18 protein-coding genes and 2 tRNA genes are annotated in these 17,244 nt (G+C 44.2%); 9 read left to right on the top strand and 11 right to left on the bottom strand.

Annotated features, from left to right (window positions below; translation table 11 throughout):
* Positions 1-2: 2 nt before the first annotated feature.
* From R7R24_RS22525 to lolB, 6 genes are all read right to left on the bottom strand, one after another.
* Positions 3-76: transfer RNA gene (locus tag R7R24_RS22525), tRNA-Met, on the bottom strand.
* A gap of 284 nt (positions 77-360) precedes the next feature.
* Positions 361-1,452, bottom strand: a complete 1,092-nt coding sequence (gene ychF / locus R7R24_RS22530) for a redox-regulated ATPase YchF (RefSeq protein WP_005393178.1) — start codon at positions 1,450-1,452, stop codon at positions 361-363.
* A gap of 10 nt (positions 1,453-1,462) precedes the next feature.
* A complete protein-coding gene (gene pth / locus R7R24_RS22535) occupies positions 1,463-2,053 on the bottom strand; it encodes an aminoacyl-tRNA hydrolase (RefSeq protein ID WP_005384112.1) in 591 nt (196 codons plus the stop codon).
* Positions 2,054-2,204: 151 nt separating this feature from the next.
* Positions 2,205-3,149 carry a ribose-phosphate pyrophosphokinase gene (locus R7R24_RS22540; protein WP_005393176.1) on the bottom strand — a complete coding sequence of 315 codons (945 nt, stop codon included), beginning with the start codon at positions 3,147-3,149 and terminating at the stop codon, positions 2,205-2,207.
* 27 nt (positions 3,150-3,176) lie between these two features.
* Complete coding sequence (gene ispE / locus R7R24_RS22545; RefSeq protein WP_025768957.1) at positions 3,177-4,049, bottom strand: 4-(cytidine 5'-diphospho)-2-C-methyl-D-erythritol kinase; 873 nt, start codon at positions 4,047-4,049, stop codon at positions 3,177-3,179.
* On the bottom strand, positions 4,046-4,684 hold the full coding sequence (gene lolB, locus R7R24_RS22550) for a lipoprotein insertase outer membrane protein LolB (protein WP_017819988.1): 639 nt from the start codon (positions 4,682-4,684) through the stop codon (positions 4,046-4,048). Before lolB ends, ispE begins: the two co-directional genes overlap by 4 nt.
* Positions 4,685-4,818: 134 nt before the next feature.
* Here lolB and hemA point away from each other — a divergent pair, with 134 nt between their 5' ends.
* The 8 genes from hemA (at position 4,819) to ybaK (ending at position 12,674) form a co-directional block, all read left to right on the top strand.
* Positions 4,819-6,075: a glutamyl-tRNA reductase gene (gene hemA / locus R7R24_RS22555; RefSeq protein ID WP_005384104.1), complete on the top strand. Its 1,257-nt coding sequence runs from the start codon at positions 4,819-4,821 to the stop codon at positions 6,073-6,075.
* Positions 6,076-6,104: 29 nt separating this feature from the next.
* Positions 6,105-7,193, top strand: coding sequence for a peptide chain release factor 1 (gene prfA, locus R7R24_RS22560; protein ID WP_005382222.1), 1,089 nt, complete (start codon positions 6,105-6,107; stop codon positions 7,191-7,193).
* Positions 7,194-7,196: 3 nt separating this feature from the next.
* Positions 7,197-8,051, top strand: a complete 855-nt coding sequence (gene prmC, locus R7R24_RS22565; RefSeq protein ID WP_047102915.1) for a peptide chain release factor N(5)-glutamine methyltransferase — start codon at positions 7,197-7,199, stop codon at positions 8,049-8,051.
* 40 nt (positions 8,052-8,091) lie between these two features.
* Entirely contained in the window at positions 8,092-8,475 is a 384-nt protein-coding gene (locus tag R7R24_RS22570) for a SirB2 family protein (RefSeq protein ID WP_005382225.1), read from the top strand.
* A gap of 5 nt (positions 8,476-8,480) precedes the next feature.
* Positions 8,481-9,290 (top strand): SirB1 family protein, encoded by an 810-nt coding sequence (locus tag R7R24_RS22575; protein ID WP_042524122.1) that lies wholly within the window; start codon positions 8,481-8,483, stop codon positions 9,288-9,290.
* Between the two features lie 53 nt (positions 9,291-9,343).
* On the top strand, positions 9,344-10,195 hold the full coding sequence (gene kdsA / locus R7R24_RS22580; RefSeq protein WP_054576678.1) for a 3-deoxy-8-phosphooctulonate synthase: 852 nt from the start codon (positions 9,344-9,346) through the stop codon (positions 10,193-10,195).
* Positions 10,196-10,415: 220 nt separating this feature from the next.
* Positions 10,416-12,098: a bifunctional UDP-sugar hydrolase/5'-nucleotidase UshA gene (gene ushA, locus R7R24_RS22585; RefSeq protein ID WP_054576679.1), complete on the top strand. Its 1,683-nt coding sequence runs from the start codon at positions 10,416-10,418 to the stop codon at positions 12,096-12,098.
* 102 nt (positions 12,099-12,200) lie between these two features.
* The gene (gene ybaK, locus R7R24_RS22590; protein WP_054576680.1) at positions 12,201-12,674 is read left to right on the top strand and encodes a Cys-tRNA(Pro) deacylase; all 474 of its coding nucleotides are present in this window, start codon (positions 12,201-12,203) and stop codon (positions 12,672-12,674) included.
* A gap of 66 nt (positions 12,675-12,740) precedes the next feature.
* Here the strand turns inward: ybaK and rluF are convergent, their stop codons facing one another.
* The 3 genes from rluF to R7R24_RS22605 all read right to left on the bottom strand — a co-directional run bounded on the left by rluF (position 12,741) and on the right by R7R24_RS22605 (position 14,847).
* Positions 12,741-13,898 carry a 23S rRNA pseudouridine(2604) synthase RluF gene (gene rluF, locus R7R24_RS22595; RefSeq protein WP_054576681.1) on the bottom strand — a complete coding sequence of 386 codons (1,158 nt, stop codon included), beginning with the start codon at positions 13,896-13,898 and terminating at the stop codon, positions 12,741-12,743.
* A 94-nt stretch (positions 13,899-13,992) separates the two neighbouring features.
* Positions 13,993-14,574, bottom strand: a complete 582-nt coding sequence (smrA, locus tag R7R24_RS22600) for a DNA endonuclease SmrA (protein ID WP_005382233.1) — start codon at positions 14,572-14,574, stop codon at positions 13,993-13,995.
* A 132-nt stretch (positions 14,575-14,706) separates the two neighbouring features.
* Positions 14,707-14,847 (bottom strand): DUF3149 domain-containing protein, encoded by a 141-nt coding sequence (locus R7R24_RS22605; RefSeq protein ID WP_005382236.1) that lies wholly within the window; start codon positions 14,845-14,847, stop codon positions 14,707-14,709.
* Between the two features lie 259 nt (positions 14,848-15,106).
* On the opposite strand from R7R24_RS22605, the gene R7R24_RS22610 reads away from it, so the two are divergent.
* Positions 15,107-15,183 (top strand) — tRNA-Pro (locus R7R24_RS22610).
* A gap of 186 nt (positions 15,184-15,369) precedes the next feature.
* On the opposite strand, the gene R7R24_RS22615 is transcribed toward R7R24_RS22610, so the two are convergent.
* Together R7R24_RS22615 and R7R24_RS22620 are read right to left on the bottom strand one after the other, a co-directional pair.
* The gene (locus tag R7R24_RS22615; RefSeq protein ID WP_005384085.1) at positions 15,370-15,753 is read right to left on the bottom strand and encodes a hypothetical protein; all 384 of its coding nucleotides are present in this window, start codon (positions 15,751-15,753) and stop codon (positions 15,370-15,372) included.
* Positions 15,754-15,904: 151 nt separating this feature from the next.
* Positions 15,905-16,777, bottom strand: coding sequence for a TraB/GumN family protein (locus R7R24_RS22620; protein WP_054576682.1), 873 nt, complete (start codon positions 16,775-16,777; stop codon positions 15,905-15,907).
* Positions 16,778-17,244 lie beyond the last annotated feature (467 nt).

Genomic DNA, 17,244 nt, shown 5'->3' on the forward strand with positions numbered 1-17,244 from the left:
GGTGGCTACGACGGGATTCGAACCTGTGACCCCATCATTATGAGTGATGTGCTCTAACCAGCTGAGCTACGTAGCCAAAACCATATTTTTTGTTCTCAACGCTTTGTTGCCTTGTCGTTGGGAACGGCGCGCATTATGCGAAGTTGAGTGAGATCCGTCAACAGTTTTTTTTAATAAATTTCGGAAAAAACCTCGTTCGCTTCCTTTTTAAACAAAGAGGCGTGTTTATGATCTAAAACTGGAAATAAATTAGCTTGCAGTTGCGTAATTTATTTTTGTTCATTTACTTAAGGTATTAAAAAAGCCAGCTTAACAGCTGGCTTTTAGTGTAAATGAAGTGTTTAGAATTCATTCATTTAATTAAACATTGAAGCGGAAGTGTACAACATCACCATCTTTTACGATGTAGTCTTTACCTTCTAGACGCCATTTACCTGCGTCTTTTGCGCCATTTTCACCATTGAATTGGATGAAATCGTCGTAACCGACTACTTCTGCACGAATAAAGCCTTTCTCGAAGTCAGTGTGGATCTTACCTGCCGCCTGAGGCGCAGTTGCACCAACAGGGATTGTCCAAGCACGTACTTCTTTAACACCTGCTGTGAAGTAGGTGTGTAGAGTCAGTAGTTCGTAACCAGAGCGAATTACACGGTTCAGACCCGGCTCTTCGATCCCCATATCTGCTAGGAATTCTTCGCGATCTTCATCTTCTAGTTCAGATAGTTCAGATTCGATAGCTGCACATACAGGTACAACGACATTGTTTTCTTTTTCTGCGAACTCACGAACCGCATCTAGATATGGATTATTTTCGAAGCCATCTTCGTTTACGTTTGCAATGTACATAGTTGGCTTCAGTGTTAGGAAGTTTAGATAGCCGATTGCTGCTAACTCTTCTTTAGATAGCTCAACTGTGCGTGCCATGCCGCCTTCAGTAAGTACTGGTAACAGTTTTTCTAGTACGGTTAGTTCAAATTTTGCGTCTTTATCGCCGCCTTTTGCCTTCTTCGCGTTACGTTGAATCGCTCGCTCACAAGAATCAAGGTCAGCCATTGCAAGTTCGAGGTTGATCACTTCGATATCTTCGATAGGTGAAACTTTACCTGAAACATGAACAATGTTTTCGTTTTCAAAACAACGTACAACGTGGCCAATCGCGTCTGTTTCACGGATGTTAGCTAGGAATTTGTTACCTAAACCTTCACCACGTGATGCACCAGCAACAAGACCAGCGATGTCCACGAACTCCATCGTCGTTGGAAGAACTCTCTGTGGGTTAACGATCTTAGCTAGTGCGTCTAGACGTAGATCTGGCACAGGAACCACACCAGTGTTTGGTTCAATGGTACAGAACGGGAAGTTTGCTGCTTCGATACCCGCTTTAGTTAGTGCGTTGAACAGAGTTGATTTACCTACGTTAGGTAGACCAACGATGCCACATTTAAAACCCATGATAGTAACCTTATTCAGCTTTGAACGTGTGGAGGCGATTTTGTGCTTTAGATAGGCCATCCTTAATCAGGATATCTAGACAACGAACAGCCTCATCAGCTGCTGCATCTAAAAGCTCTTGCTCTTTAGCTGGCGCTTTACCTAATACAAAACCCGCCACTTTATCTTTGTGTCCCGGATGACCAATGCCAATACGAAGACGATAAAAATCTTTGTTATTGCCCAGTTTGCTAATGGTGTCACGCAGACCGTTGTGTCCACCGTGACCCCCACCTTTTTTAAACTTAGCGACACCTGGCGGTAAGTCTAGCTCGTCATGAGCAACCATGATCTCTTCAGGTTTAATTTGATAAAATTTCGCAAGCGCAGCGATCGATTTACCTGATAGATTCATGAAGGTGGTTGGGATAAGCAAACGGAGATCCTGGCCATTGACCATAATGCGTCCTGTTAGACCAAAAAACTTTGGTTCGTTCTTCAGTGTAACGTTGTGAACGCGTGCTAATTCTTCTACAACCCAAGCGCCCGCATTGTGACGAGTTCTGGCGTATTCTGGTCCTGGATTAGCAAGACCAACAAGAAGTTTGATTTGTTGACTCAAGGTTAGGATCTCTCTGGAATCTCAAAAAGCGCAGTATGATAGCACAGAAAACTCGCGGTGGGCGACCAAGGGATTTTCTGCCTATCGATACAAATAAAAAAACACCCCAAAGAGGGGTGCTTTTGAAATCAGTGTAACTGAAATGTTCGTATTAGTTGAACATTGCAGAGATTGACTCTTCGTTGCTGATACGACGAATCGCTTCAGCCAGCATGCGAGATAGGCTTAGTGTTGTCACTTTACCTGTTGCAGCCATCTCTTTAGACAGAGAGATAGAGTCAGTTACGATAACTTGGTCAAGAACTGAGTTCTTGATGTTATCCGCAGCGTTGCCTGAGAATACTGCGTGAGTAGCGTAAGCGAATACACGCTTAGCACCGCGCTCTTTTAGTGCTTCAGCTGCTTTACATAGTGTGCCACCTGTGTCGATCATGTCATCAACGATCACACAGTCACGACCTTCAACATCACCGATTAGGTTCATTACTTCAGAAACGTTTGCACGTGGACGACGCTTATCTACGATTGCGATGTCGATGTCGCCTAGTGCTTTTGCTGTTGCACGAGCACGAACAACGCCACCTAGGTCAGGAGATACCACTACAGGGTTATCTAGACCGCGAGCCTGCATATCTTCAAGTAGCACTGGCGTGCCGAAGATGTTGTCTACAGGTACATCGAAGAAGCCTTGAATTTGCTCTGCGTGTAGGTCGATAGTTAGAACGCGGTCAACACCAACGTTAGATAGGAAATCAGCAACAACTTTTGCAGTAATTGGCACACGCGCAGAACGTACACGACGGTCTTGGCGAGCGTAGCCGAAGTAAGGGATAACTGCAGTGATACGGCCTGCTGAAGCACGGCGCATTGCATCAATCATAACAACCAATTCCATTAGGTTGTCGTTAGTCGGTGCACAAGTGGATTGAATGATGAAAACATCGCTACCACGAACATTCTCATTGATTTGAACTGCAACTTCGCCATCAGAAAAGCGAGAAACAGATGCATCACCAAGAGAGATGTAAAGACGATCAGCAATACGTTGGGCTAGTTCAGGTGTTGCGTTACCAGCAAATAGCTTCATATCAGGCACGGTGGAAACCTCGGGTTTGCGTCCAGTTTAAATAGGTCGGTGTGAGGCTGATTGGTATTCAGCCAAAGTCTCTTTTAATGGCGAAATATTGCGCCCTTGAGCGACAAATGCCGAGACTTTATCAGAGAGTTGTGCAAGGATAGTTTCTGCTTCAGATTTGCTCGAAAATTCAGCAAAAACGCAAGATCCTGTCCCCGTCAATCTTGACGGCGCGTATTGTAGCAGCCAAGAAAGTTGCTTATCAACCTCTGGGTAGAGCATTCGTACAATTTTTTCGCAATCGTTTACGCTTGGCGTATTTAAAAGTGTTTCTAGATCTCGTTTTGGGGTGTTTCGCGTCAGATCTGGATGACAAAAAACGTCGACGGTTGCGATAGATACATTCGGTCTGACGACTAAATACCATTTTTCTTCGGGATAAGCAGGAGAGAGTTTTTCACCAACACCTTCAGCAAAAGCTGCAAATCCGCGCACAAATACGGGCACGTCTGCGCCTAGTTTTAAACCTATTTCAGCCAGTTCGTCGTCAGTTAGATTCAGTTGCCATAAGTAATTCAGTGCCACTAATGCTGTAGCTGCATTCGATGAGCCCCCACCAATGCCTCCACCCATAGGCAGCACTTTCTGTAGCTCAATATGCGCGCCAAAAGGGCAGTTTGAGTAAGTTTGAAGCGCGGTTGCAGCTTTCCAAATTAAATTGTCTTGAAGAGGCACACCTTCTATCTCTGGAGAAATCGTAATATCACCAGAATGGTTCGCTTGAATGGTGAGCTCATCGCCGTGATCGACGAATTGGAATAACGTTTGTAACTCGTGATAGCCATTCTCTGTACGGCCGTTGATATGTAGAAAGAGATTCAATTTCGCTGGTGATGGCCAGCGTGTTGAAAGTTCAATCATTGGGTGATGTTCCATTTTGTGATCACTAGATTTATTTTGACATCAGCTGTGGTGAGTTTCAGCTTATTTGGCAGAGGGAGAGACTGTTCATGCCATTGAACGTCGCCATATCTTTGATATGCAATACTCCAATCATTTAAACCAATTTGTTTGTTTAACGCTTGCAGTGTATTGGTTGGAGACAGTTGGAATTTGTCGGCATCGGTCGGTAGACCTAATAGCCAGTCAGGCATGTGATCGACGGGCATCATCAACCCTGTAAGACGGTAAATCAGCTGATTAGCACTGCGAGAAGAAAGGACCTGATCATCGTAAGTTTCTACTGTGGCGCCTTGTGGGGTGATGGTGAGCTTTAATGCCGTTTGTCCGAGAATCGTTGTTAAACGCAACTGGCTTAGTGCTGAAGAATGTTTCCAGTAGAAGTTTAAATTTTGTCTTTGGTCTGGGCCAATATAACCAAGTTTCCCCGTTGCTTGAAAATCTCGGATGGTTTCGAGTCGCTGCTCATGAGCTTGCCATTCAACGCTGGTAACACTTTCAGGAACGGACGAACAACCAGCGAGCAGTAAGCTCGACAAGAAAAAAAGAATAAAGGAGCGTAACGTCATGTTTGATGGCTTATTAATCAGTTTCATCGGGAATCGCTCACAACTATAGCATTGAAAAGTCGCACTTAGGAAAACAAATCCGGCTTACCCTTTCAATAAATGCGTGCTTACAGTAAAATTCTGGACCTATTTTATAACCTATCCCAGAGATACCACGTTAGATGTCCTTGCTTGCTATTGGAATTAATCACAATACAGCGTCTGTCGACTTGCGAGAGAAGGTGGCGTTTGGTCCGGATAAACTCGGCCCTGCACTCGAGCAACTTAGAGAGCACGAAGCAGTTAACGGCAGTGTGATTGTTTCAACCTGTAACCGAACTGAGTTGTACTGCGATGTTAAGCAAGGAGCGCGAAACAAGTTGATCGATTGGCTTGCTCAATTTCATCAAGTGAGCCGCGAAGATTTAATGCCGAGTTTGTATGTTCATGAAGAACAAGCTGCAATAAAGCATTTGATGCGCGTATCGTGCGGTCTTGACTCTCTGGTGTTGGGTGAGCCTCAAATTTTGGGGCAGGTAAAGCAAGCATTTTCTGACTCGCGAGATCATCAAGCTGTCGATGCCTCGATTGATAAACTGTTTCAAAAGACGTTCTCAGTCGCCAAACGGGTGAGAACAGAGACAGATATTGGTGGTAATGCCGTGTCCGTGGCTTATGCGGCATGTACACTGGCAAAACATATTTTTGAGTCGTTATCAGATTCAACCGTGCTTTTAGTTGGTGCGGGTGAGACGATTGAATTGGTCGCGAAGCATTTAGCGTCCAACGGTTGCACAAAAATGATTGTCGCGAACCGCACTAAAGAGCGCGCGCAAGGCTTAGCGGACCAATTTGGCGCAGAAGTGATCAGTTTGAACGAAATTCCTGAACATTTGGCGAAAGCGGATATTGTGATTAGCTCAACGGCGAGCCCATTGCCTATTATTGGCAAAGGTATGGTCGAAACGGCTCTAAAGCAGCGCCGGCATCAACCTATCTTGTTGGTCGATATTGCGGTGCCGCGAGATGTGGAGTCGGAAGTCGGTGAACTGAACGACGCATATCTGTATTCTGTTGATGACTTGCAATCTATCATCGACAGCAACATTGAGCAGCGTAAAGTCGAAGCGATTCAAGCTGAAGCGATTGTTAGTGAAGAAAGCGCTGCATTTATGACATGGTTGCGTTCACTGCAAGCCGTCGATAGTATTCGCGACTATCGCAAATCAGCCAACGAAATTCGTGAAGAGTTACTGAGCAAAAGTTTGCAATCTTTAGCGGCAGGCGCAGATCCGGAGAAAGTGCTGCGCGAGCTGAGTAATAAACTCACCAACAAACTGATTCACGCTCCAACTCGCGCATTGCAAAGTGCAGCTGAGCAAGGCGAACCAGCAAAATTAACGATTATCCGCCAAACACTTGGCTTGGATGATCTATAACTCACGCTTTTTATTAAGAAAACGACACTATGAAAGCCTCTATTCTGACTAAGCTAGAAACGCTAGTAGAACGTTACGAAGAAGTTCAACATCTTCTTGGTGATCCTGATGTAATTGGAAATCAGGACAAATTCCGTGCTCTATCAAGAGAGTACTCTCAGCTAGAAGAAGTAACCAAGTGCTTCCAAGCTTATCAACAAGCACAAGAAGATCTTGTCGCCGCTGAAGAGATGGCAAACGAAGACGACGAAGAAATGCGTGAAATGGCGCAAGAAGAAATCAAAGAAGCGAAAGCGACGATTGAGCGTCTTACTGATGAGTTACAGATTCTTCTTCTGCCAAAAGATCCGAACGATGATCGTAACTGTTTCCTAGAAATTCGTGCAGGTGCGGGTGGCGACGAAGCGGGTATTTTCGCGGGTGATCTATTCCGTATGTACAGCAAGTACGCAGAAAAGCGTGGTTGGCGCATCGAAGTCATGTCTTCAAACGAGGCAGAGCACGGTGGTTACAAAGAGATGATCGCGAAAGTAAGCGGCGACGGTGCATACGGCGTGTTGAAATTTGAGTCAGGCGGTCACCGTGTACAGCGTGTTCCTGCAACTGAATCTCAAGGCCGTGTGCATACTTCTGCTTGTACAGTAGCAGTAATGGCGGAAATCCCTGAAGCGGATCTGCCTGAAATCAAAGCAGCAGACCTGAAAATCGATACGTTCCGTGCATCTGGCGCGGGTGGTCAGCACGTTAACACCACGGATTCTGCAATCCGTATTACCCACTTACCAACGGGTACGGTAGTAGAGTGTCAGGATGAGCGTTCACAGCACAAGAACAAAGCGAAAGCAATGGCGGTTCTTGCTGCTCGTATCGTTCAAGCGGAAGAAGAGCGTCGTGCCGCAGAAGTGTCTGATACACGTCGTAACCTTCTAGGTTCTGGTGACCGTAGTGACCGTATTCGTACATACAACTACCCACAAGGTCGTGTGTCTGATCACCGTATCAACCTGACCATCTATCGTTTGAACGAAGTGATGGAAGGTGACCTGCAGAGCTTGATTGATCCTGTGATTCAAGAGCACCAAGCAGACCAACTTGCGGCGCTCGCAGAGAACGGCTAATCGATGAGCCAAGTTCAATCGATTGAGCAAGCACTGAAAAGTGCGACGGCGAAACTGGCAGAAGGCGGCAAAGAGTCGCCTTCTCTCGATGCAGCTGTACTCCTTTGCCATGTCCTTGGCAAACCACGAACTTACCTGCTGACCTGGCCAGAAAAAGCGTTAGAAGCAGAGCAAAAATCTCAGTTTGATGCTCTACTTGAACGACGTTTAACTGGTGAACCCGTCGCTTATATTATTGGTGAGCGAGAGTTTTGGTCTCTACCGTTCAAAGTTTCTCCCTCCACCTTGATCCCAAGACCGGATACAGAACGTTTGGTCGAAGTTGCACTCGATAAGACCTATGAGCAAACAGGACCTATTTTAGATCTTGGAACGGGGACGGGGGCAATTGCTATCGCACTCGCATCTGAAATGCCAAAACGTCAAGTGATGGGCGTAGACCTTAAGCAAGAAGCGAAAGCACTTGCAGAGTACAATGCTGAGCAGCTAAACATCAAAAATGTGACCTTTGCTCAAGGCAGTTGGTTCGAGCCTATTGCAGAGGGTACGAAGTTTGCTTTAATTGTCTCCAACCCGCCATATATTGATGAAAAAGATCCACATTTATCCCAAGGTGATGTGCGCTTTGAGCCAAAATCTGCATTAGTTGCTAAAGAGAATGGCTTAGCTGATATTCGCCATATCTCGGATCTTGCTCGTCAGTATCTTGAAGTGGGCGGTTGGCTGGCATTTGAGCATGGTTATGATCAAGGTGAGGCGGTGCGTGAGATAATGCGTGGCTTTGGTTACCAACAGGTCGCTACGGAAAAAGATTATGGCGGTAACGATCGAGTAACACTTGGTTGTCTGGCCAGTTAATCATGGAAGTCAGCAAACACTAACTAAAAAGAGAAGAAAAATGTACGTAGCTCTAAAACACATACACTTAGTGACGATCGCTCTCAGCGCGACGCTACTATCGATCCGATTCGTGTTAATGATGATGAACTCACCGAAGCGAAATAATCGCTTTTTGAAAGTGTTTCCCCACATCGTTGATACTGCATTGCTAGTGTCAGGTATCGCGCTTATTTTCATTACTGGTTTCATCCCGTTTACCGATGCCGCACCGTGGTTAACAAACAAAATCACCTGCGTACTGGCGTACATTGCGCTTGGATTCTTCTCATTGAAACTTGCGAAAAACAACCTACTGAAGATATTTGGCTTTTTCGGCGCATTAGGTTGGTTGGTCATGGCTGCAAACATTGCTGTGTCTAAGAGCCCTACGTTATTTGGATAGACGTCATGTTAGAGTTTTTTGACGAAGATTTTGACAATATACCGTTGGTGGAAGGTGCGCTTGAGCTAAACAAAGCGATTAACCCAGAAACCAAAGTACATTGGGCGAAACAAGAGTTAGAGCGTCTTTACAAAGATGCAGAAGCCACGCTTGTTCATGAAACCGATGAAGAGCAACGATTTGATGCATTCCTACGACTGTTTTTCCACGAGTGGGGATTCAAAGGCGACGAGCAGGAATACTTTATTTCGGACAACAGCTTCATCGATAAAGTGTTGGAGCGCAGAAAAGGTATTCCTGTGAGCTTAGGTTCGATTTTGTTATACCTAGGCAAAAAGCTGGGGTTCCCGTTGAAGGGAGTTACTTTCCCTACTCAGTTCCTGTTAAAAGTCGACTGGATGCATAAGAAGCCAGACTACATCAACCCATTTAATGGTGAGTATGTAGGTGAAAGGATTCTTCAAGCTTGGCTTATTGGCCAGGAAGGACCGCTAGCTCAGCTAAAGGCTGAACATTTTGAGGAAGCTGACAACCCAACAATTATTGGTCGCTGGTTGGCATTGATTAAAAGTGCGATGTTGCGTGAAGAGCATTATACGCTGGCATTACGTTGTACAAATCTTGCTCTAACGTTTGTGCCAGATGACCCATACGAAATTCGTGACCGTGGTTTTATTTTCCAACAGCTAGAGTGCCCTCAAGTAGCGGTATCAGATTTTCAGTACTTTATTGACCAATGCCCTGACGATCCGGCTTCCGAGCTACTAAAATCACAAGTTAATGTGATGAGTGAAACGCACGTCACACTTCACTAATTTTATCGATGTGCCGAACTGTGGCGTATCGTGGACAGAAAAAGAGAATCAAAATGGAACAGAAAATCGTTAATATCGGCGACATTCAGGTTGCTAACGACAAGCCATTCACCCTATTTGCAGGTATGAACGTTCTTGAGTCTCGTGATCTTGCGATGCAGATCTGTGAGCACTACGTAAAAGTAACGGAAAAACTTGGTATTCCTTACGTATTTAAGGCATCGTTTGACAAAGCAAACCGCAGTTCTGTTCATTCATACCGTGGTCCAGGTCTGGAAGAAGGTATGAAAATCTTTCAGGAGCTGAAAGACACTTTTGGTGTAAAGATCATCACGGACGTTCACACTGAAGCACAAGCTCAACCTGTCGCTGACGTGGTAGACGTTATTCAGCTTCCTGCATTCCTAGCTCGTCAAACTGACCTTGTTGAAGCTATGGCTAAAACAGGTGCGGTTATCAACGTGAAGAAACCTCAATTTATGAGCCCTGGTCAAGTGGGTAACATCGTTGAGAAGTTCACAGAATGCGGTAACGACAAGATCATCCTATGTGAGCGCGGTTCTTGCCACGGTTACGATAACCTAGTTGTAGACATGCTTGGTTTTGGTGTGATGAAAAATGCTTCAAAAGGTAGCCCAATCATCTTTGACGTAACGCACTCACTACAAATGCGTGACCCATCAGGCGCAGCATCTGGCGGCCGTCGTGAGCAGACAGTTGAGCTTGCAAAAGCGGGTCTAGCGACAGGCATCGCAGGCCTATTTATCGAAGCGCACCCAAACCCAGACCAAGCGCGTTGTGATGGCCCATCTGCACTGCCTCTAGACAAGTTAGAGCCATTCTTAGCACAAATGAAATCGCTTGATGATCTAATCAAGAGCTTTGCAGATATCGATATCAAGTAAACGCCAGATGACTGGTGGTAACAAATACTATAGCCAACCGAGTGTTGGCTATTTTTTTATCTGAAAAACTGTAAATTCTCAAACTTGTTACTGATGAATTTGTTATTGCTAAACAATGCATCATAATTATTAAATCAATGTGTTAGGGTGCACGTGGTTTTCAAATAGATCGAATTCCTAAAATGTGCGTCAGTAATCCCAATAAGAAAAAGGTAACTAAATGAATCAGCGTCTGATGATCAAAACTGTTTTGAGTGCCGCTATCTTGGCCTCGTTAGCTGGGTGTGCTACGCAACCTGCACCAGAATGGAATGCCGATACAACCTATAAATTGACCGTGTTGCACACTAACGATCATCATGGTCGCTTTTGGCAAAATCGATACGGTGAATATGGCATGGCGGCGCGTAAAACGTTAATCGATGATTTGCGCGAAGAAATACAGGCTGAGGGGGGCAGCGTGTTACTGCTTTCTGGTGGTGACATCAACACAGGAGTACCTGAGTCTGATTTACAAGATGCCGAGCCGGATTTCAAAGGCATGAGCAAAATTGGTTACGATGCGATGGCTCTAGGTAATCATGAGTTTGATAATCCATTGGACGTGCTATTCAAGCAGCAAGAGTGGGCAAACTTTCCGATGTTGTCTGCCAATATTTACGATAAAAATACTGGCAAGCGTTTATTCCAACCATACGCGATGTTTAAAAAGCAGGGCATTAAAATTGCGGTCATTGGTCTTACAACCGAAGACACTGCGAAACTTGGCAACCCTGAATTCATTGAACAAATTGACTTCCGTGACCCGAAAGAAGAAGCCAAGAAGTTGATTGCAGAACTGAAAGAGACAGAGTATCCAGATCTGATTTTTGCTGTCACGCATATGGGACACTATGAAAATGGTAATAGAGGCATCAATGCTCCTGGCGATGTGGCGTTAGCTCGTTATTTGAATGACGGCGATCTCGACATGATCGTTGGAGGACACTCACAAGAACCTGTGTGCATGGAAGGTCCAAACGTTATCAAAAAGAACTTTAAACCAGGTGATGAATGTCAGCCCGATAAACAAAATGGTACCTTTATTGTTCAGGCACATGAGTGGGGGAAATATGTGGGACGCGCCGATTACGAGTTTCGTAATGGCGAACTCTCGATGGTGAGCTACGATCTAATCCCTGTAAACTTGAAAAAGAAAATTAAAGTTGATGGTCAGTCGCAACGAGTTTTGATCCAAGAAGAGATTGAACAAGACGAAGCGATGCTTGAGTTTCTTCGTCCTTATCAAGAAAAAGGTCAGGGCAAACTAAACGTGAAGATTGCAGAATCTAACGGTAAGCTTGAGGGTGACCGCAATGTGGTTCGTTACCAGCAAACAAACTTAGGTCGATTAATTGCAACGGCTCACATGGAACGTGCGAAAGCAGATTTCGCCGTAATGAATTCTGGTGGTGTTCGAGATTCGATTGCTGCGGGTGATATTACTTATAAAGACGTGCTCACTGTTCAGCCATTTGGCAATATGGTTTCTTACGTTGATATGACGGGTAAAGAGGTATTAGATTATCTAAATGTCGTTGCAACTAAGCCTGTTGATTCTGGAGCTTATGCACAGTTTGCCGGCATTGCGATGAGTATCAATAATGGTGAGGTAACCAATGTGTTTATTGGTAATAAGCAACTTCGCTTAGATGGTAATTACCGCTTTACCGTACCAAGCTACAATGCTGCTGGTGGTGATGGCTACCCTAAAATCGACGATCATCCAGGGTATGTAAATACAGGTTTTACCGATGCTGAAGTTTTGAAGGATTATTTAGAAACACATAGCCCTATTGATGTTAATGAGTATGCCCCTTCAGGTGAAATCACGTATTTAGTTGATACGGCGATTGATCAGTAACCCAACAGAGAAAAAGCGATTGACTCAAACTCGCTGATATCATTAACTAAAAGCGCAGATCCAATTCAGTCTGCGCTTTTTGTTTTTATGAGGAGAATCTTGATGACTCCGGCCATTAATCTTGCGAAAAAGAAAAAAATTCCACACACCATCCATCAATATGAGCACGATCCTAGAGCCGATAGTTATGGTTTAGAAGCTGCTGAAGCGCTAGGACAGGATCCGAAAACAGTATTTAAAACCTTGTTGTTCTGCTTGAACGGGGAGCCAAAGAACCTTGCGGTTGCGATTATCCCTGTTGATCAAAAGCTGAACCTAAAACTGGCGGCGAAAGCAGCGAAGGGCAAAAAGGCCGATATGGCTGATCCGGAAATCGCCCAAAAGACCACAGGTTATGTCGTTGGTGGAATTAGCCCACTAGGGCAGAAGAAAGCCTTACCTACTTTTTTGCACGAAAGCGCAGCAGAGCAAGACAAAATCTGTGTGAGTGCTGGTAAACGTGGTTTAGAAATTGAGTTAGCCCCGAGAGATTTGCTGAGCTTAACTCGTGGTCAGTTTGCACCTCTTTGTTTGTAAACTCATGACAAATAAAAAGGACGCTCATGAGCGTCCTTTTTTGATCTTGCCTGTGTCAGTGAAGTGTTACTTCTTCAGACTCAATGTACCACCAGTGCGTTTAGCTGGTTTGCTTGGTTTCGCGGCATTTGGATTCATGTAATGCTGCTTAGGCTTACTCGGTGATTGAGGCTTGTTTGCTGAATGCGTATTGCTCGATGCATCTGGTTTACGGTGCGATTTACCATGCTCGCCTTGCGGTCTGCTGCGTTCACCTTGTGGTTTCGCTTTGTAATGTTCTTTAGCTGGACGTCCGCCTTCATCATCACGCTGACGACGCTTTTGTTGACCTTTTTTCGAGTTTGGTGCATGACGGAACTCATCAGCATTGTTACCGCGGAAAGTTCGTGTCTTCTGGTTACGACGAGCAGTAGAATCTTGGTTTTCTTCACGGCTATCAAACAGCTTCGCGTCGGTCGCTTTACGAATGTTGCGACCTCTAGAGTCTGTTTTTGATGCTTCTTCTGTACCTACAGAGCCTTCACACATTGCTAGGATCTCTGCCACTTCTTCGTCACTTAGGTAACGCCATTTTCCATTCGGAATACCATCAAGAGAGATATTCATGATGCGTACGCGACGCAGCTTGAATACTTCATAGCCCAGCGCTTCACACATGCGACGGATCTGACGGTTAAGTCCTTGAGTGAGCACAATACGGAAAGAGAATTTAGTTTCTTTCGTTACCTTACAAGGTAGGGTGACTGTGTCGAGAATCTTAACGCCACTCGACATCTGTTTGAGAAACTCTCCTGTAATTGGCTTGTCCACGCGTACGACGTACTCTTTTTCGTGGTTGTTGCCTGCGCGAAGGATTTTGTTCACGATGTCGCCATCGTTGGTCAAAAAGATCAGACCATCAGAGGGTTTGTCTAAGCGGCCGATCGGAAAGATACGTTTTTGGTGGCCGATGAAATCAACGATGTTTCCAGGGACGTCTCTCTCAGTTGTACAGGTGATGCCTGTTGGTTTATTGAGAGCGATATAAATCGGCTTCTCTTTTGCTGCCACTGGATTACCATCCACACAAACATCATCACCAGGTAGCACTTTTGTCCCCATTTCAGGTTTGTTGCCATTAATGGTGACACGGCCTTGCTCAATCAGTCTGTCTGCTTCACGGCGTGAGCAAAACCCCGTTTCACTGATGAATTTATTTAATCGTTTAGCGTTGTCTTGTGACATTTTTGTCTCCTAACGTTTCACAACGGCGAATGAAGCTCGCTTCCTTTAAGGGGAAGGAAGAATAAGGGCGGGCATTCTAGCATTAGGGTGAAATTTAGCCTAACCGTTTTTGGTGACGTTCGCGGGTTTCTAATTTCTTTTCCGCACTTTTTCTAAGTAGGACGTAAACGGCTCCAGTTCCACCGTGAAAGCGTTGCGCACTATGGACGCATTGGACTTCCTTTATTTGTCGTAGCCAACTGCTAACAAAGCTTTTCATCATTGCAGGTGGATTTGAGCGTTCTCCTCGACCATGGACGATAACGACCGTTCTAATGTCCATTGATAGGCATTGCTTTAAAAACGTCACGACTTCATCGCGTGCTTCTTTCAATGTTTTACGGTGCAAATCCAAGCGAGCTTGGATTGGATACTTACCAAGGCGAAGTTTGCGGTAAACCCCGTCCTGTACACCATCACGTTTGAACTCAACAAAGTCCTCTGGCTTGAGCATTTCAGCGTGATCAAGTGATAGGTATTCTGGGTCATCTTCCGTTAACCAGATTGCTGCTTCGCGTTTTGCGAGCTGTGCTTCTGTTACTTGGTGTACTTTTTTGTGTTCGGTGGTGTCTTGAGTGATTGGCTTTACATCGCCCATCATCTGTTGAAATAGATCAAAATCGTCGTCGTGAGACATAGCAGTAATCTCATTAAGAACAGGGAAGAATAATAGGATTATATCAATGAGTGGTGCATTGAGATCAAATAAAAAACCGGAGTAGGCAAGTAACCGACTCCGGTGCAAAGCGTTTCTAGAGCTAAGCGAGATCTAGTGAGGAGATTTGTCGTTCATGATCTTGTATATGAAGAAACCGCCGTAAAATAACATCAGACCAATTGCCCCAAAAATTACTATCATTGACGATAGACCCACTGCATTACCAAATAGGAGATCAAGCCAAAAGTCCATACGTTTCCTCCAAGATGTTCCCGACAGGAATAAACTAAATGGCGGTGTCTTGTTGCACACTGATCTGGATCAATTATGTTGCTAAGGTTAATAAACTGTATTTTGTTGTGAGTTATCAGTCACATTTTACGTGCTAGTGTTCAGTTATTCATCAAACGAATTAAGACCTAAGGTTTTTTTGTAAAAAGCACTTGCGCCACAGTTCAGAATCCGTAATATACGCATTCGTTGACGGGGACAATTCCTCAGTTAAACATCTCGGTGAATAGCGCAGCTTGGTAGCGCATCTGGTTTGGGACCAGAGGGTCGGGGGTTCGAATCCCTCTTCACCGACCACTTTCAGAAAGCCTGCTCAATGAGCAGGCTTTCGTCGTTTTTAGTGCTAGTAATTTTAGACTTCAATAGTATCGAACCAAATGGGGTTCGCTTGAAGTTAGAACATGGCTCTTCACCGACACGTATTGAGAGGAAGGCTCTACAGAAATGTAGGGCCTTTTCATTTTTTAAGAGCGAGTAAATTTATTACTTGATGTCACACGAGATAGTATTGATAGGAGTTTCAGAAGTAGTGAAACAGACATAAGCGGTCTTTGGGTGATTTGGCCCAATCTTGACGTAACCCGCTTTTAAATCGTCTTCATCAAACGTTACTGAGTGAGATTTGCTTGTATTTCCATCATAGTAAACCGCTTCAAAGCCTTGGTTCATCATATGTGCAACGCGATTTCGAGTGTGGGCTGTTGAAAACGTGATGTTCGCGCAACGCATCATTGGTTTTTCGGTAATAAGAAATTGACCACTCTCTTTATCTAAAACACCGCCTTTTACTTCCGGAGTTATATCAATAGCTTGAAAAGCTTCTACGTTGCATGGCGGTTTAGCATAAGACAGCGAAGAAGTGAGCATAATTCCAATCGTGTATAGGAATAAATATTTAAATTTCATATGAGTTGTTTTGTATCCACTTAGCTTAACGGCGTTTTATAAGAAAGTTTGAATGAATTTTAAATGGTTGTATTTAAATAATTGTATTTAAATGGCATTTTTCAAACAATCACTAGATATCACAATTTGCTTGGCGCGTCTTACCCAGTGGTTTGATGTTAAATCCCCGATTTTTAAGCAGTTCAATCAGGTTATCTTTACCTACTAAATGCAAGCCACCAACAACAACGGTGTAACGACCCGATTGCTGAGGTAGAACACTGCCAGTGTCGAGTTTTTTAGCCCAATCTCGATTACGCTCGTATAAAAAGGCTTGGTTAAACTCTTCTGTTGTATGATCGGTCAAAGAGGCTTCGACCAACATGCTACCATCACCACTCTTCCAACTCTCTATCAAGCATTGAACCAACTCTTCTCCGCCATCATATTCTTCAATTGATGAGAGAAGTATCTCTTTACCGCCTTCTGATTGACCTGCGATTAAATCGATTTGGAATTGCACGGACTCTAGTGGAATGACCGGGATTTGCTTTTTATCAGCGAGTCCTATTAAGTGCATGTCGACCCCTTTATCAGAGACATACCCCAGTTTGTTGACTAAAGCGAGTTGGATGGTGAATGCGGCCATCCAAGGTGGGGAATTTAGGAGTTGAGTTTCTGGCAAACCTAAATCTTGGGCAATTTCAATTAAGTGGCGACGTTGAGCTCTGTCTAAAACATCTTTAGAAAGAATGGTTGTTTGTGGGTAAACCAAGCCTTCAGAATTCCTGACGTCTGCTTCAATAATCAACCCTGTGCTTTGGCTTAAATGCTGGATGACCGTTCTAGGGAGTGGGTACATCGTTTTATCCCCCACATGTACCGAGCCAATAATCATAAGTTCGGTTTCCCCTTTTTTTGCTAACCAATGCTGTGGCTCTGCATAAGATGAAAAAGGAGTCAAAGTAACAAGTAGAGATGATATGAGCGTCAAGAGACGAAACATAGAATGGTCCTCAGATAAGATACCTTTAAACTTTATACGCAAAATAGCGTGAGGTTAAGTGCAATTTCTCCAGTGGGGTATTCGACAAAATCGTCATTTCTAAAAATATTGACGAGTTTTGACGACGAATAAATGAGAGTCACTTCACGAAAGGTAAATAGGTAATTCGCTTACTAATGGCTCACAAAATAATTAGGCGTGATCCAAATCTTACAAAATCAGTCGTAACTCATGAATATAAGTGACCTAGATCGCAGCAAACTCGTCAAAACAAGTTGTTCGATTTTGACGTGTATTGTAACTCCATGAAAATTAGGTTTTTATTATTTTTTCTGAGTGTCATTTTTTGAACTGGATCACTTCCTATTTCTATTTATTTTACGCTTAGAAATAACAGGTTGTATGTTGAATGTAACGGTTAGGCACCTCGCATTTGAGGGGCCGAGATTTTTATCATTGTCGTTTTG

The sequence above is a fragment of the Vibrio sp. 704 genome (assembly GCF_033339295.1).